This window comes from Vreelandella venusta, assembly GCF_007989605.1.
Lineage (GTDB): Bacteria > Pseudomonadota > Gammaproteobacteria > Pseudomonadales > Halomonadaceae > Vreelandella > Vreelandella venusta.
Window position 1 is genome coordinate 225,604 of the sequence record NZ_BJUL01000006.1, and the last position, 15,540, is coordinate 241,143.

Annotated in this window: 13 protein-coding genes; 5 read left to right on the top strand and 8 right to left on the bottom strand. The window is 51.8% G+C overall.

Annotation, left to right across the window (positions count from 1 at the left end):
- Positions 1-36 precede the first annotated feature (36 nt).
- Positions 37-1,695, top strand: a complete 1,659-nt coding sequence (locus HVE01_RS09095; RefSeq protein ID WP_125748624.1) for a glycerol-3-phosphate dehydrogenase/oxidase — start codon at positions 37-39, stop codon at positions 1,693-1,695.
- A gap of 74 nt (positions 1,696-1,769) precedes the next feature.
- Here HVE01_RS09095 and glpK read toward each other — a convergent pair whose 3' ends face one another.
- The 4 genes from glpK to HVE01_RS09115 all read right to left on the bottom strand — a co-directional run bounded on the left by glpK (position 1,770) and on the right by HVE01_RS09115 (position 7,376).
- On the bottom strand, positions 1,770-3,254 hold the full coding sequence (glpK, locus tag HVE01_RS09100; protein ID WP_125748626.1) for a glycerol kinase GlpK: 1,485 nt from the start codon (positions 3,252-3,254) through the stop codon (positions 1,770-1,772).
- A 164-nt stretch (positions 3,255-3,418) separates the two neighbouring features.
- Entirely contained in the window at positions 3,419-4,177 is a 759-nt protein-coding gene (locus tag HVE01_RS09105; RefSeq protein WP_125748629.1) for a DeoR/GlpR family transcriptional regulator, read from the bottom strand.
- Between the two features lie 126 nt (positions 4,178-4,303).
- Positions 4,304-6,154 carry an SLC13 family permease gene (locus HVE01_RS09110; protein ID WP_125748631.1) on the bottom strand — a complete coding sequence of 617 codons (1,851 nt, stop codon included), beginning with the start codon at positions 6,152-6,154 and terminating at the stop codon, positions 4,304-4,306.
- 244 nt (positions 6,155-6,398) lie between these two features.
- Positions 6,399-7,376 (bottom strand): NADPH:quinone reductase, encoded by a 978-nt coding sequence (locus HVE01_RS09115; RefSeq protein ID WP_146943667.1) that lies wholly within the window; start codon positions 7,374-7,376, stop codon positions 6,399-6,401.
- Positions 7,377-7,556: 180 nt separating this feature from the next.
- Between HVE01_RS09115 and HVE01_RS09120 the strand changes: the two genes are divergently transcribed.
- Together HVE01_RS09120 and nfo are read left to right on the top strand one after the other, a co-directional pair.
- Positions 7,557-8,324 (top strand): glycerophosphoryl diester phosphodiesterase, encoded by a 768-nt coding sequence (locus HVE01_RS09120; RefSeq protein ID WP_146943668.1) that lies wholly within the window; start codon positions 7,557-7,559, stop codon positions 8,322-8,324.
- 36 nt (positions 8,325-8,360) lie between these two features.
- On the top strand, positions 8,361-9,236 hold the full coding sequence (gene nfo, locus HVE01_RS09125; RefSeq protein WP_146943670.1) for a deoxyribonuclease IV: 876 nt from the start codon (positions 8,361-8,363) through the stop codon (positions 9,234-9,236).
- Here nfo and HVE01_RS09130 read toward each other — a convergent pair.
- Entirely contained in the window at positions 9,206-9,793 is a 588-nt protein-coding gene (locus HVE01_RS09130; protein WP_197915507.1) for a helix-turn-helix domain-containing protein, read from the bottom strand. The two genes, nfo and HVE01_RS09130, sit on opposite strands and share 31 nt — an antisense overlap.
- Before the next feature lie 150 nt (positions 9,794-9,943).
- Here HVE01_RS09130 and HVE01_RS09135 point away from each other — a divergent pair, with 150 nt between their 5' ends.
- Positions 9,944-11,152, top strand: a complete 1,209-nt coding sequence (locus HVE01_RS09135; protein ID WP_146943672.1) for a benzoate/H(+) symporter BenE family transporter — start codon at positions 9,944-9,946, stop codon at positions 11,150-11,152.
- A 362-nt stretch (positions 11,153-11,514) separates the two neighbouring features.
- On the opposite strand, the gene HVE01_RS09140 is transcribed toward HVE01_RS09135, so the two are convergent.
- Positions 11,515-11,949: a hypothetical protein gene (locus HVE01_RS09140; RefSeq protein ID WP_146943674.1), complete on the bottom strand. Its 435-nt coding sequence runs from the start codon at positions 11,947-11,949 to the stop codon at positions 11,515-11,517.
- A 243-nt stretch (positions 11,950-12,192) separates the two neighbouring features.
- Here HVE01_RS09140 and HVE01_RS09145 point away from each other — a divergent pair, with 243 nt between their 5' ends.
- Positions 12,193-13,923: a proline--tRNA ligase gene (locus HVE01_RS09145; protein WP_146943676.1), complete on the top strand. Its 1,731-nt coding sequence runs from the start codon at positions 12,193-12,195 to the stop codon at positions 13,921-13,923.
- Positions 13,924-14,020: 97 nt separating this feature from the next.
- Here HVE01_RS09145 and HVE01_RS09150 read toward each other — a convergent pair whose 3' ends face one another.
- Positions 14,021-15,244 (bottom strand): PqqD family peptide modification chaperone, encoded by a 1,224-nt coding sequence (locus tag HVE01_RS09150; protein WP_146943678.1) that lies wholly within the window; start codon positions 15,242-15,244, stop codon positions 14,021-14,023.
- 50 nt (positions 15,245-15,294) lie between these two features.
- Positions 15,295-15,483 carry a hypothetical protein gene (locus HVE01_RS19840; RefSeq protein WP_186808825.1) on the bottom strand — a complete coding sequence of 63 codons (189 nt, stop codon included), beginning with the start codon at positions 15,481-15,483 and terminating at the stop codon, positions 15,295-15,297.
- Positions 15,484-15,540: the final 57 nt, after the last annotated feature.

The window sequence follows — 15,540 nt, forward strand, 5'->3', positions numbered from 1 at the left end:
AAACACGGGGCTTTTTCTTTGTTAATTGGAACCGCTATGAAACTGCGTAACCGGAATATCGAGAAATTGCACACTGACGACTTTGACGCATTAATCATCGGTGGCGGCATTAACGGCGCAGCAACAGCAGCCGCGCTTGCAGGCAAAGGTGCTAAAGTCGCCTTAATAGACCGCGGTGATTTTGCGGGAAGCACCAGTATGCACTCCTCCAACTTAGTTTGGGGAGGCATTAAGTATATGGAAAGCAAGGATTTTGCACTAGTACGCAAACTGTGCAAAAGCCGTAATCATTTGATTAAAAGTTACCCTTCTACCGTTCAGGAAATTCGCTTTCTTACTACTATCAGTAAAGGTTTCCGCCATTCACCCTGGTATTTATGGGCAGGCACCTGGCTCTACTGGCTAATGGGAAACGGGTTTACTAAGCGTCCCCGTCTACTATCTCCTAAGAACATTAAGCAAGAAGAACCCATTATTGATACTGCAGGCTCAGTCGGTGGGTTTGAATACTCAGACGCCTACTTACACGATAACGATGCCCGATTTGTATTTAATTTTGTTCGCCATTCGCTTAACTATGGGGCAATTGCAGCCAATTATGTTGAGTCGCTTGGTGCTGAGCGCGAAGGTCAGCACTGGGTAACGAAAGCACGCAATGTTATGGATGGCAGCACGTTCAATATCCGCTCCAAGGTATTAATTAATGCGGCCGGCCCCTGGGTAGACCAGCACAACGCACTTACCGGCGAGAAGACCACCCATCAACATCTTTACTCAAAAGGCATCCACTTGATTGTTCCACAATTGACGGAAACTAAACGGGTACTGGCGTTTTTTGCCGACGATGGACGGCTATTTTTTGTCATTCCCATGGGGAATCGCACCTGTATCGGCACGACTGATACACATATGGAACATCCAGAGGTGGATGTTACCGCTGAAGATATTGAGTTTGTATTGGAAAATATCAATAAGCGCCTAACGTTAGAAAAGCCGCTTAGCCAAGACGACATTATCTCAACACGCTGCGGCGTTCGACCGCTGGCCATTAAAGCAGATCAGAGTGGCGGCGATCGCGATTTCCTCCAGCTGTCGCGTAAACATGTCATCGATACCAATGCGGATAGCGCGCATATTAGTATTTTCGGGGGCAAATTAACCGACTGCTTGAATGTCGGTGATGAAATCGCAGAAGAAGTGGTCCGCCTCGGTGTCAATCTCAGCGATATCAACTATCGTTGGTACGGCGAGCCGCCAGAGCCTGTTAAACAGCAGTTTATGGATCAAGCAAAACGAATGGATCTAGATGCGATGACCGCACCAACGTCTACCGAGCCGCTCTCTTCCCGGTTGTGGCGACGTTATGCAGAGCAGGCCATGCAAATGCTAGAAAAGATTCGTCAGGATCCTGCGGAAGCCGAGATTCTCATTGAAGGTACCGAATATATTCGCTGCGAACTAGAGCATGCCCGAGACCACGAGATGATTACGCAGCTGGAGGACTTCCTGCGTCGAAGAGCCAAAGTGTCACTGGTTGTTCACCATGAACAGCTGCGTCACTCTAAGGGGCTGAAAGAAGCTTGTCGGGTCCTATTTGGAGACCAAGCGGAAGAGCGTTTTGCTACCTACTTTGCTGAAAATCGTGACACCTCGCAGCCCTTTGTGGCACCAGTAGAGCCACAGAACACTCACTGATTAACCATCAACAAGATTAAAAAGCCGCTATCATCGATAGCGGCTTTTGCCTATTGAAAGTCAATAAACGCTTGTTAATTACAACGCACGCGATTCACAGCATCTAACCACCCCTGGTACAACGCTTCACGAGTCGATTCTGGCATTTCAGGGGTGAAGCTCTTTTCGCAACGCCAGAGCTGCTCAATCTCTTCAAGCGTGTCATACCAGCCCAAACGTAAGCCTGCCAAATAAGCGGCCCCAAGCGCTGTTGTTTCAAGAATAGTCGGCCTATCCACCTGAACATCGAGCATATCGGCTAAAAACTGCATCACCCAGCTGTTTTTCACCATGCCACCATCGACACGCAGGTTGCCAGGCGTGGCTTCCATATCGTCGTTCATACAATGCTGAAGATCACGGGTCTGATAACACACTGCCTGGAGCCCCGCCGCAACGATTTCAGCGATACCGGTATCCCGAGTGAGGCCAAAAATCGCCCCTCGCGCTTTAGGGTCCCAATGGGGCGCGCCCAAGCCAGTAAAGGCCGGTACCAAGTAAACGCTATGTCCGCTGCGGGTTTCTTTGGCAAGCGCTTCTGTTTCTGATGCATCCGCAAACAGGTTCAAGCCATCGCGTAGCCACTGCACAGTCGCTCCAGCGACGAAAATACTGCCTTCCACGGCATAAGTCGGCTTGCCATTAATTCGGTAACCAATGGTGGTGAGCAGGCGATTTCGTGATACCGAGGGTGTATCCCCGGTGTTTACGATCATAAAACAGCCGGTGCCATAGGTGCTTTTACCCATTCCTGGCTGAAAACACGCTTGCCCTACTAGCGCGGCCTGCTGATCCCCGGCCACACCTGCAATAGGAATGGGCGCTCCTAACCACTGCGCATCAGTGGTGCCAAAATCATCGCTGGAATCTTTTACTTCGGGCAGCATGTTGGCAGGAACGTTAAACAACGCTAACAGCTCATCGTCCCATGTTTGATTATGGATGTTAAAAATAGCTGTTCGCGATGCGTTAGTGGCATCAGTGACGTGTTGCTTGCCATTCGTTAATCGCCAAATCAAAAAGGTATCGATAGTGCCGAAGAGCAGCTCACCACGCTGCGCACGCTCGCGGGCTCCAGCTACATTATCGAGTATCCAGGCAAGCTTGGTGGCAGAAAAATAGGGGTCTATTAAGAGGCCTGTCTTCGCTTGTACTACCTCTGTATGGCCTTGGTCACGGAGTGTTTGACAAAGTTCAGAGGTCCGCCGATCCTGCCAGACAATCGCATTATAGAGCGGCTTCCCCGTCTCTTTATCCCACACCACCGTGGTTTCACGCTGGTTAGTAATGCCAATTCCATCAATTTGCTCTGGTGAAACATTTGCCTTTACTAATACTTCACGACAGGTGGCGAGGACAGTCTCCCAAATATTTTCGGGATCATGCTCTATCCACCCATCTTGAGGGAAGTGTTGAGGAAATTCCTGCTGGGCAACCGCCTCTATTTGGCCTTGACGGTCAAATAAAATGGCGCGCGAGCTGGTCGTACCTTGATCGATGGCGAGAATAAAGGAGGACATATCACGTTCACTTTGTTGTAGGTTCTTTCGGTTTTGTGCGTTTTGTTTCGCTTTATTATCATTCAAGGCTACTCCAGCCGCCCCAAATGCTCAAGTATGAAACTATACTCCTTCACTCTTAGACTCGTCGGTGGCCATATTCTGCCCGAGCTAACACATCATGCTTAAGCGATATGCAATGCAACACTGTGCTGTGACAGCAGCTGCAGAATCGATTCAGGAGGTTTTCGATCAGTGAACAGAGCATCGAGCTGGGAAATATTCCCTTGGCGCACCACCGGATTACGATGAAACTTTGAGTAATCTGCAGCAAGGTAGACGCGCCGCGAATTGGCAATAATCGCTTGAGCAACGCGCACTTCCTGGTAATCAAATTCAAGTAGCGAGCCATCTTCATCAATACCGCTGATCCCGATGATCCCGTAATCCACTTTAAATTGATTGATAAAATCGATGGTAGCTTCGCCGATAATACCGCCATCGCGAGAGCGAACTTGTCCGCCGGCAATAATCACCGTGAAGTCTTCTTTGTGCTGAAGAATGGCGGCCACGTTCAGGTTATTAGTAATGATTTCTAAGCCCTGGTGCTCAAGCAACGCCTGGGCGATCATCTCGTTGCTGGTACCGATATTAATAAACAGTGAGGAGTGATGAGGGATCTGCTGCGCCAAGCAGTGAGCAATCCGCTCTTTCTCTTCTAAATGTAGCGTTTTACGTGTGCTGTAGGCGGTGTTAACAGTGCTCGACTCGATTCCCACACCGCCATGAACGCGGCGAACCCGCCCTTCGTTGGCTAGCGTGTTTAAATCACGCCGAATGGTTTGCGGCGTCACAGCAAAGTGATCGGTCAGCTGCTCAATGCTCATATAACCATGCTGGCGTACTAACTCGACGATGGCATCTTGGCGAAACTGTTGGTTCATAAGCTCGGCCTATTCGTTATTTTTTAATATTTAAGAGCTGCTCTCTATGAGCTATAGAGTAGCAAATTTTCGAAATTTAATAATACGAACATTAAGCTCCCCTTTTTTCGCTATGCAGCTACACCATTAGAGCGGCCAGACCCATAAAATGGCAGGAATAGCGACCACCATCACCACTAACGAAAGCGGAAGGCCAAGTTTCCAATAATCACCGAACTGGTAACCACCCGGGCCTAACACTAGCGTATTAGACTGGTGACCTATCGGCGTTAGAAAGGCGCATGAGGCGCTGACAGCCACCACCATTAGAAAGGGGTCAAGTGATACATCAAAACCACTCGCAAGACTGGCGGCAATAGGTGCCATCAAGAGCGCGGCTGCGGCGTTATTAACCACGTTGGAGAGTAGCATCGAGAGAATAAATAGCCCTGCTAATGAGACAATGATGGGCCACTCGACGCCAAATCGTAGCAGTGCCTCAGCAATAATTTCAGCGCCACCGCTCGTTTCAAGCGCCTCTCCAACCGGCAGCATGGCCGCTAGCAGAACAATAACGGGCCCATCAATGGCTTGATAACCTTCTCTCAGCGGAAGCACTCCTATCAGCAGAGATATCAACGCCGCGCTACTCATGGCAACAGCCGCAGGAAGCAGGTCAAACAGCATCGCCATGATCGCGAGGGCAAAAATACCGATCGACAGCGCTAATTTTCGCGGTTGCCCTAAGTGAAGTTCACGGTTAGCCAGCGGCAAGCATCCAAGGGTCGCTAAACTGTCAGCGATTTCGTTTTCACTGCCTTGTAACAGCAGTACATCGCCGGTTTGAAAACGAATGTCCCGAAGACGCTGTTTTAAACGTCCTCCATCCCGGGCCACCGCAACTAAATGCAACCCAAACTGCTGGTTTAACCGCAGCTGACGCACGCTTCGATTGACCATCATCGAATCGTTACGCACCACCGCTTCAATCAGTTGCAGACCTTCCGTGTCGACAGGCTGGCGCTCATCCGAGGGTTGTGTATCTTCATTTTCACTATCGGTCTCGTCACTGTCTTGCGCATCTTTTTCGGGTTCCGCAATCGCGCTCAGCCCTACTTTGTCTTCCAGCAGCTTAAGTTCATCAGGCCCTGCTTCCAGCAGCAGAATATCCCCTTCCCGAAGCACCCCATGAAATGAGTACCCAGCGCGGCGATTATCTTCTCGTACCACGGCAAGCACCGGAATAGCTTCTTCTAGTTCATCATGTAGTTGCTGGAGTGTTAGACCATTAGCCTTTGACTCTTCTGAAACCTTTAACTCAACCAAATAATTAGCAGTATCAAACATTTCTTCGGTTGAAGCCTGTCCACTGCGCTTAGGCGTTAAGCGCCAGCCCACCAGCACAATAAACATCAGACCGGCTAACGCCACAGCAACCCCCACAGGGGTAAAGCTGAACATGCCGAAGTTTTCACCGGTGATATTACCCCGGTATGTGGCAATAATAATGTTGGGTGGCGTACCAATCAGCGTGGTTAAGCCGCCTAGCAATGAGCCGAAAGCAAGTGGCATTAACAGTAGCGATGGCGACGTATTATGTTCACGCGCAAGACGCATTGCCACCGGCAACAACAGTGCAAGCGCGCCAACATTGTTCATCACCCCAGAAAGCACCACGACCGTGCCTACTAATACCAGTAACTGCAGTAGCAGCCGCTCACCTACTTTGAGCACTTGATTGGCGATGATATCGACAACACCCGAGCGCTCAAACCCTCGGCTAATGACCAATACCGCGGCCACCGTAATCACAGCGGGATGCCCAAAGCCCTTAAAAGCCTCATCGCTAGGCACAAGCCCAAGCATTACCGAGCCGAGCAACGCCGCTAGCGCAACGAGATCATAGCGAAATCGCCCCCACATAAAAGCGGCAAGCGTTAATCCCAAAATGATAAAAACCAGCGTGCTAGGCGCAAGCCCAATGCTTTCCATTGTCATGCGGTGTCCATCTCCTTGTATTGGGTGCGCTCGGCTGATGCGCCAACTCACTAACAACACATTAGATGATGACTATACGGCCGTATAGCCCTAGCAGCGCAGAGCAACAAAAGAACGTTGGAGCAATAAAATGCCTGGCGTGGCCAGGCATTCATAAAAAGTGGTTAAAGAACCACTAAGCCACCCAGCTCACTTAGTGTTGCAAAAAGTGGCGCAAAGAGTGGCTGCGAAGAGCGTAAGCGTATTAAGGCAGTAGCACGGTCGAGCCAGTTGTTTGCCGGCTTTGCAGGGCATCTTGGGCCTTTCCTGCTTCTTGAAGCGGGTAGCGATGTGCTACGTCGATACGAAGTTTGCCGCTTTTGATCATGCCAAAAAAGTCATCGCACATCATTTCAAAGCGTTCACGGGTGTCAGCATAGCCGTTTAAACTTGGGCGGGTGACAAACAGCGCGCCTTTTTGGTTCAGGATACCTATATTTACCCCCTCTACGGGGCCAGACGCATTACCAAAGCTGACCATTAGCGAGCGAGGTTTTAGACAGTCTAACGACATTTCCCAGGTATCTTTTCCTACGGAGTCGTAAACCACATCGCACATTTCGCCATTGGTTAGCTCACGCACCCGCTCTACCACGTTCTCTTCGCTGTAGTTGATGGTTGCCCATGCACCATTAGCCATCGCCAAGTCTGCTTTCTCTTGGGAGCTGACTGTACCAATTAGCTTGACGCCTAGCGCTTTAGCCCACTGGCAGGCAATCGAGCCAACGCCTCCTGCAGCGGCATGAAAAAGAATGGTCTCACCGCCTTTCAGCTCGTATGTTTGACGCAGCAGATACTGCACGGTTAAGCCTTTCAGCATACTGGCCGCAGCGGTTTCAAAATCAATAAAGTCCGGCAGTTTAATTACCTTGGCCGCTGGTAAGGTATGCATCTCTGCATAAGCACCTAATGGCCCTTGTGCATACGCTACCCGGTCTCCCTCTTTTAGATGGGTAACACCTTCCCCCACGGCGTCGACAACCCCGGCACCTTCAGTGCCTAATCCAGAAGGCATAGATGGCGCAGGATAGAGCCCTGTACGAAAGTAGATATCAATAAAATTCAGGCCCACCGCTTTATTAGCAATACGTACTTCGCCGCTACCGGGTGCCTTAGGCGCTGTGTCGACCCACTCCAACACACTTGAATCGCCCGTTTTGGAAAACTGAATACGCTTAGACATCTGGGCAAACTCCTACGGTTAATTATTGGACACACATTAGCTGGCTATCCAACCGCGTTATGCGCCTCAAATCAAGCGATTAGCCAGCCATACAGGACATATTGCTGTCATGCACCCATGCTAGACTATCTCAAGAATGTTAATAGCAATGCTGATTGATTCCTCTAAAACGGACAGACTATGACGCACCCAGCAATCTGTTTGCCTACCCTTATAGCCCACCGCGGATACTCAGCCGCCGCACCTGAAAACACCCTAACGGCAGTGCGTGCCGCGCATCAAGCGGGCACCACTTGGGTGGAATTGGATGTTCAGCTACTAGGCGATGGTACCCCTGTCATCTGGCACGACAGCGATATTAGCCGCTGCTCCGATAGCCGTGGCGACCTCGCTAATCTGACGTGGCAGCATGCGCAACAGCTTGACGTCGGCAGTTGGTTTGGCGATTCGTTTGCCGGTGAAAAGATGGCAAGCTTAAAGGCCATGCTAGCGCTATTGAACGAGCTCAATATGGGGGTGAATTTAGAGATCAAGGTAAACAAAGGCCGTGACCCCATCGCCTTGGTGGATACCGTCTTACCAATTGTATTAGCCACACTGCCCGCCGAACGGCTGATTGTGTCCTCATTTGATGCCAGGGCGTTAGCTCGATGTCGCAGTATCGCACCCAAAGAAGCCCTCGCGCTGGGCGTACTATTTGGCAGCACACCTCCAAACTGGCGTGACCAGTGTCAAGCCATCGACGCCTTTAGTATCCACCCTCATTGGCCGCGCTTAAAACACACCCAGGCTGCTGCCATGCGCCGAGATGGTTATGAAATTTTATGCTATACCGCCAATGACCCCAGCGCTTTTGAAAGTCGCTGGGGCTGGGGAGTAGCCAGCGCGATTACTGATGAGCCTGAAGCATTTCAACGCTATTTGAATAATCGACGTCGACACGGTTAAATTCGCCAATACTTACTACTCTACCTAAGGAAAACTATGCACTATCTTGGTGCCCACGTAAGCGCCGCGGGTGGCGCGGATCAAGCAGTGCTCCGTGCGGTAGAAATTGGCGCAAATGGCTTTGCTCTGTTCACCAAAAACCAGCGGCAGTGGAAAGGTAAACCGCTGACCGACGAGGCCATTGCGGCGTTTAAACAGGCCTGCAAAGCCCACGGATTTGGCCCAGAACAAATTTTACCCCACGACAGTTACCTGATTAATCTAGGCCACCCGGAGGCCGCTGGGCTTGAAAAATCACGCGCGGCGTTTTTAGACGAAATGCAGCGCTGTGAGCAACTAGGTCTCACGTTATTGAACTTCCACCCTGGCAGTCATCTGAACAAAATCAGCGAAACCGGCTGTTTGAGACGCATTGCAGACTCAATCAACGAGGCTTTGTTAGCCTCACAAGGTGTCACGGCGGTAATTGAAAACACCGCCGGGCAAGGCACTAACCTTGGCTGGCGCTTCGAGCATCTCGCGGAGATTATTGCCCACGTCGATGATAAAACCCGTGTTGGCGTTTGTATTGATACCTGTCACGCCTTCGCCGCCGGATATGACCTACGTACCGCCGAGGCCACCAAAACAACATTGGATGAGCTCGGCAAGGTGGTCGGCTTTGAGTATTTACGCGGCATGCATTTAAACGATGCTAAGAGTGCCTTCGCCAGCCGTGTCGACCGCCACCACAGCCTGGGTAAAGGCAATATCGGCCTGGACGCCTTTACAACCATTATGCGAGACGAACGCATTCATGACATACCGATGATTCTGGAAACCATCGAACCCGACATTTGGGCTGACGAACTCAACTGGTTACGTACTCAAGTACCCGGTGCTCAAGTGCCTGAAGCTGCACCGGGCAAATAGTGAATCACATCGTGAAAACGTAGCCGCGTGGTAGCACTGTTACGCATAGCGTGGGGGCGGTCAGCAAAAAACCGCAGCCCCTCGCCTACTCGCAGCGTTTGCCAGCGCTCGTCAATGCGCAGCTCCATCTCGCCTTCAACAACGACGATGTGTTCTACCACACCGCTGGCGTGGGGGGACGATTCACTGATTGCCCCTGGCGCTAGCTCAATCATAAACATTTCAAAACCCAGCAGCGGGTCATAAGGGAACAGCAGCCGCGCTTGCATCCCGGCACTATCATCGCCCCAAACGGACTCCCAACCATCTCTATGAAGTTCGCCTAACGCAGGTTTGTCACCATCAAATAGGGTTGAAAACGACACCCTAAAACCGCTCGCGATCTTCCACAGCGTTGAGATGGTAGGACTAGACTCACCACGCTCTATCTGCCCCAGCATGGCTTTACTTACACCTGTTTCACCCGCCGTGCGATCCAGGCTCCAACCACGCTCTTTACGTAATTTCTTGACGGTTCCCGCAATGTGCTCGGCAATGGTATGAGGGTCACTCACTATGCGGTTCTCCATAGAATTTAGTGCGTAGTTTACCTATCCGATTAAAGATGAACACCGGCGACATCAATCTTGTGCGCTATAGCGCACGGTGATAGCCTTGCAGTATTGTGCGCTATAACGCACGCCAGCCAATGTAAACGAGGTAATACTATGGAGGCGCCACCTACCCTACAGCCCACAGGAAGCCATAAAACCCCTTTCTGGCGAGACATTAGCCTCTCGACCGTCACTGCAGGCTTCGTTGCGGTCACCATCGGCTACACAAGCTCAGCGGCCATCATTTTTCAGGCAGCCGCCGCGGCGGGCGCCAGCACTGCACAAATTAGCTCTTGGCTATGGGCGCTCGGCATTGGTATGGGCATTACCTCGATAGGGCTATCGCTGCGCTACCGCATGCCTTTATTAACAGCGTGGTCAACGCCAGGAGCAGCATTTTTGGCGACGAACCTACCTGGCATTCCACTTGATGAAGCCATCGGTGCCTTCCTCTTCTCCGCGCTGCTCATTACGCTCTGCGGCGTAACAGGGTTATTCGAGCGCTTGATGCGCTATATCCCCAGCGCAATCGCCTCGGCCCTACTGGCAGGTATTCTGCTGCGCTTTGGCTTAGAGCTGTTTAACGTGATGGAAAGCCAATGGCTGCTGCCACTGAGCATGTTAGCCGCTTGGGTAGCCGGCCGGCGCCTATGGCCAACGCTCGCAGTGCCTGGCGTGCTGTTAATCGGCATTGCTATTGCCCTTTGGCAGGGCCAACTTAACGTACACAGCATTCCGCTAGCGCCTACCGTACCCGTTTTCACTGCGCCTAGTTTTTCGCTGACAACGCTGATCAGTATCGGCATCCCCCTATTTGTGATTACTATGGCGACTCAAAATTTACCTGGCGTAGCCGTGCTACGGGCAGCAGGCTATCAGCCAAACAGTTCGCCGCTCATTAGTTGGACAGGGGGAGCAACGATGTTACTTGCTCCTTTTGGTGGCTATGCATTCAATATGGCGGCCATTAGTGCAGCAGTCTGCATAGGGCCTGATGCCCATGCGAATCCTCTTAAACGCTATACCGCAGGCGTTGCAGCGGGCGTGTTCTATATCGCGATGGGAATTTTTGGCGGCACGGTGACGGGTATTTTCAATGCCCTTCCCAGCGTCCTAGTGATGTCGCTGGCAGGGATAGCGTTACTTGGCACACTAAGTGGTGGGTTAGCGAATGCATTTGAAAATAGCGGGCAACGAGACGCCGCCATTGTTACCTTTTTACTAACCGGTTCTGGCATCACGCTGTTAGGTATCGGCGGCGCATTCTGGGGGCTTGTGGCGGGGTTGGTGGTACTAAAGCTGACAAAGGCTTCAAATCATTAACGGTATGTTATTCATGCAATAACTATTCATGTAATAACAAGACGATAAAAAATGTCCCCAGAGCGTTCACTACTGGGCTAATGCCAGTCAGTTAAGCCTGACTGGCATTAGCCGATGGGCTGGTTTTTTTATTTAATAAGTGCCTGACGGTGACTCCACTCCAGTCCTCCGAGCCGCCCTGGTCATTCCCGCAGGCCCTGCCACTTCGTCATTCCCGCAGGCCCTTAGCGGGAATCCATGTTGACCTGGGGCTTCGGGCTGCTGTAGGTCAAGGTGGATTCCCGATCACCCCACTCGGGAATGACGGCGCGGTGATTCGGGAATGACGTACGGTGACTCAGGAATGACGTGCGGTTTAGGCATTACATCGTGGCGAGGCGCTCTTCATCCAGTACCCCCGACATGCGCACCATGGCTAACGCTTCATCCAAGCTGGCCACTTCTTCCATCATCAATAATTCGTTTGCCAAGCTAATCGGCTGCCCCACTTTATCTGACAGCAGCTTTTCCAGTGAAGCGACGTCCATAGCGTCGTCTAAGTGGTGAATATCTACCGACGCACTGCTCGCACTTGGTAAGTAGATAGTGCCATTAGAGAAATCCACGGCATACGCAATAACCCCCGGCACAATAAAAAACAGCAGTCCAACACCATTAGCAATAGCCACCACAGGGTCAACATTACCGCTTAACTGTCCTTTCCGTTCAGGATGAAAAAGCGTCCCACAACCACTTAACGTTACAATGGAGACACCAACAATGGCCCCCGTTAACCAACGGCGTACTGCTTGCTGCATGAAGGTTCCCTCAAAGTTCTAACGTACCGATAGCAGGAGAAGATGCGGCTGTTTACCCATTGCTATCGAGCCACAAAACTTAGCGAGTTTAACACATTTGCTTACCTGCACACGTCAAGCTGTTAACGTAGGGTTTTGCCGCCAAACTCGCTTAGCCGTACAATGCCGTATTCAACGCTAGTTTAAGCGCTACATTACTAAACGATTAAGCATCACCCCTACCAACAAGGAATGCTCACGCCCATGCGCGCCAGCCAATTATTGATTGCGACATTAAAAGAAACCCCGGCCGACGCTGAAGTCATCAGCCACCAGTTAATGCTGCGCGCCGGTATGATCCGCCGTCTTACCTCTGGCCTCTATACGTGGCTGCCTCTTGGCCTGCGCACGCTGCGTAAGGTTGAAGCCATTGTTCGCGAAGAGATGAACCGTGCCGGCGCTCAGGAAGTATTAATGCCTGCCGTGCAACCAGCAGACCTATGGCAAGAGTCTGGCCGCTGGGAGCAGTACGGTCCGGAGCTACTACGCCTGAAAGATCGCCACGAGCGTGACTACTGCGTGGGCCCGACCCATGAAGAAGTCATTACCGATTTGGTGCGCAAAGAGATTGCCAGCTACAAGCAGCTGCCGGTTAATTTTTACCAAATCCAAACCAAGTTCCGTGACGAGATTCGCCCGCGCTTTGGGGTGATGCGTTCTCGCGAATTCATTATGAAGGATGCTTACTCCTTCCACCTGGACGAAGCCTCCCTCAAAGAGACTTACCAGACGATGTACGATGCCTATACGCGCATCTTCACTCGCTTGGGTCTCGATTTCCGTCCTGTGATTGCTGATAACGGCTCGATTGGCGGCACGGGTTCTCACGAATTCCACGTGCTGGCGGAATCAGGCGAAGATGATATTGTGTTCTCTAACGCCTCCGATTACGCCGCTAATATGGAAAAAGCTGAGGCTCTACCCGCGCCGCTAGGCAGCAACGCCGAGCGTGCAGCCCCCAGCGAAGAGATGCACCTGGTCGATACGCCCAACGCTAAGACAATTGCCGCTCTGGTAGAGCAGCATGGTCTGCCTATTGAGAAAACCATTAAAACGCTAATGGTGCATGCCGCTGAAGGTGGTTTGATTGCCCTGCTAATCCGTGGTGATCATGAGCTGAATGAAGTCAAAGCTGAAAACCTGCCCCAGGTAGCTGCTCCGCTCACCATGGCGAACGAAGAAGAAATCCGCGCCGTAGTTGGCGCTGGCCCAGGCTCACTTGGCCCCGTTGGCCTAAACATGCCGATCATTATTGATCACAGCGTGGCACTGATGAGTGACTTTGGTGCCGGCGCCAACATCGATGGCAAGCACTACTTCGGCATTAACTGGGAGCGTGATGTGGCGCTGCCCCAAGTTGCCGATCTACGTAACGTTGTCGAAGGCGACCCTTCGCCAGACGGCAAAGGCACACTGTCTATCAAGCGCGGCATTGAAGTGGGCCACGTTTTCCAGCTTGGGCAAAAGTACTCCGAAGCAATGAATGCGACGGTTCTGGGCGATAACGGCAAAACCAGTCATCCGTGGATGGGCTGCTATGGTATCGGCGTTACCCGCGTGGTCGCTGCTGCCATTGAGCAAAACCACGATGATTCAGGCATTATCTGGCCAAATGCTATCGCACCGTTCCAAGTTGCGTTGGTGCCGATGAATGCCCACAAATCACAGCGTGTACGCGAAGAGTCCGAACGTCTCTATCAAGCGCTCACAGCTGCCGGGCTAGATGTACTACTCGATGACCGCGACACGCGTCCCGGCGTCAAGTTTGCTGATCTGGAACTTATGGGTGTGCCCCACCGTTTAGTGATTGGTGATCGCGGCTTGGATAACGGTGAGCTGGAATACAAAGGCCGCAGGGATAGCGAAGCGACTATGGTTGCGGCTGAAACAATCGTTGATTTCCTACGCGAAAAAGCAGGACTAATCAGCGCATAAACGTTTATAACGGCCACGCAGCGCTAGAACCGCTTCGTGGCCAATAAAAGAGACACTGGCAGGCATCATCAGTTAGGTTGCCTCGCCAGTGCCAGCGCTAATCGGCGACAGGCTGCACTAACCCTAAGCTGATCAATTGGCCTAATAAATGGCAGATATCCCGCCTGATACTTTGCCTACTGGCGCCCGTAAAAAAAGCCATTAAGGTATCAATAATTTCCTCTTGGCATAGAGCCTCATGCTGCAGCAGCGCCCATACGGCTCTACTCGTCACATTCAAACGATGAATTTCGCCGCCCTCTTTCGCAATGACGAACAGCTCTTCACCCAATGGGAACTCATGCGCCACCGGGCTGATTTGCCACTTGCGCGCGTCGTTTGCTGCCAGTGCCTGGTTCTGCTTCAACGCCTCCGGCTCGGTTTGGCGACGATACGAATTCATCGCCACACCACCGTCAAGCAACCTATCACTATCTATCTCAGCAGCCAGCCACGTTGCCGCTTCATAAGCATCTCGATAGCGGATTAAAAAACATGGTAAATCTTTTAAGAGTGGCAAAAAGCGCTCAATCAACGCCTGATCCGACTCATGCTCAGCGAAATTCTGCTGCAACAACTGCCATAATCCATCTCCCGGCTGCAGACGAACCAGCTGTGGCTCACTGAGCGATTCATCACGCTCAATAAGCAGTACGGCGCCTAACGGACAACGCACCCCATGCGGTGCCAACTGCTGCTCGTTTAGCGCCAGATAACCATAGCGATCGTCATGAGGCCCTAGATGGTCGGCAACAAACTGATGGAACTCCGGTGCCAACGCCTCCGGCAACGGCAAGCGCAGTCTAGGTGCAACGCCCAGTGCTATCCCTTCACCACAGCGAGTGAGTGCCAGCACATCGTCGCCGAACACCCGATAACCAGCCGCGGCAAACGCCGCCGTGAGCGTGCTTTTTCCCGCTCGATGGCTATTTGGGAATATGAATAGCTGTTGATTAACCTCTACCGCCCCACAGTGAAGCCCAATATGCTCAGGATGATGGCGCAGATAAGCCCCAGCTAAATCAGCAATCACGCTACATGCGGTTCCTGCTGGCGTATCTAATAACATACCTTCCGGCAGAGCCGGTGCTTCTTGCCAGTAACCATTAGGATGCCGCCAAACACAAATAGAGGGTATGTTCTGCTGAAACTCACAGGGCGTTAGCCGCCAACCTGGCATGGCTTGATGAATCACTGGCAGTAGCTGCTCTGCATCAATCAAGCGTATGCACGGGCCAACATTGTCCAGCGCATAATCGACAGCTATCGAGGTGGTAGACACAGCACCTCTCCCTTACCAGCGAGGTAATAAGCGGCTTATGCGAATCTCAATCACAGCGTCTCCATCCCAACGAGAGCGTTGTGGCCGAGCGTAGTAAGGACGTGAATGCCTGGGTTTAGAATAATGGGGTCTTGAATGGCTATGTCTTGAATAGCTATGTCTTGAATGGCTATGCCTTGAATAACGGGGCCTCGAATAGCTGGACCGCGAGTAACGTGAACGGGAATGGTGATGCTCACGCGCTTCAGCTTGCCCCATGGAGGACAGCGTCGGGGCCACGTAAAGTGCAGCGGCAC

Coding starts and splice junctions, on each gene's coding strand:
- HVE01_RS09105 (WP_125748629.1), bottom strand. CDS start 4,177: ATGAACCAACAGTTTCGCCAAGATGCCATCGTCGAGTTAGTACGCCAG.
- glpK (WP_125748626.1), bottom strand. CDS start 3,254: ATGTCCTCCTTTATTCTCGCCATCGATCAAGGTACGACCAGCTCGCGC.
- HVE01_RS09115 (WP_146943667.1), bottom strand. CDS start 7,376: ATGTCTAAGCGTATTCAGTTTTCCAAAACGGGCGATTCAAGTGTGTTG.
- HVE01_RS09110 (WP_125748631.1), bottom strand. CDS start 6,154: ATGACAATGGAAAGCATTGGGCTTGCGCCTAGCACGCTGGTTTTTATC.
- nfo (WP_146943670.1), top strand. CDS start 8,361: ATGCACTATCTTGGTGCCCACGTAAGCGCCGCGGGTGGCGCGGATCAA.
- HVE01_RS09095 (WP_125748624.1), top strand. CDS start 37: ATGAAACTGCGTAACCGGAATATCGAGAAATTGCACACTGACGACTTT.
- HVE01_RS09140 (WP_146943674.1), bottom strand. CDS start 11,949: ATGCAGCAAGCAGTACGCCGTTGGTTAACGGGGGCCATTGTTGGTGTC.
- HVE01_RS09120 (WP_146943668.1), top strand. CDS start 7,557: ATGACGCACCCAGCAATCTGTTTGCCTACCCTTATAGCCCACCGCGGA.
- HVE01_RS09145 (WP_146943676.1), top strand. CDS start 12,193: ATGCGCGCCAGCCAATTATTGATTGCGACATTAAAAGAAACCCCGGCC.
- HVE01_RS09135 (WP_146943672.1), top strand. CDS start 9,944: ATGGAGGCGCCACCTACCCTACAGCCCACAGGAAGCCATAAAACCCCT.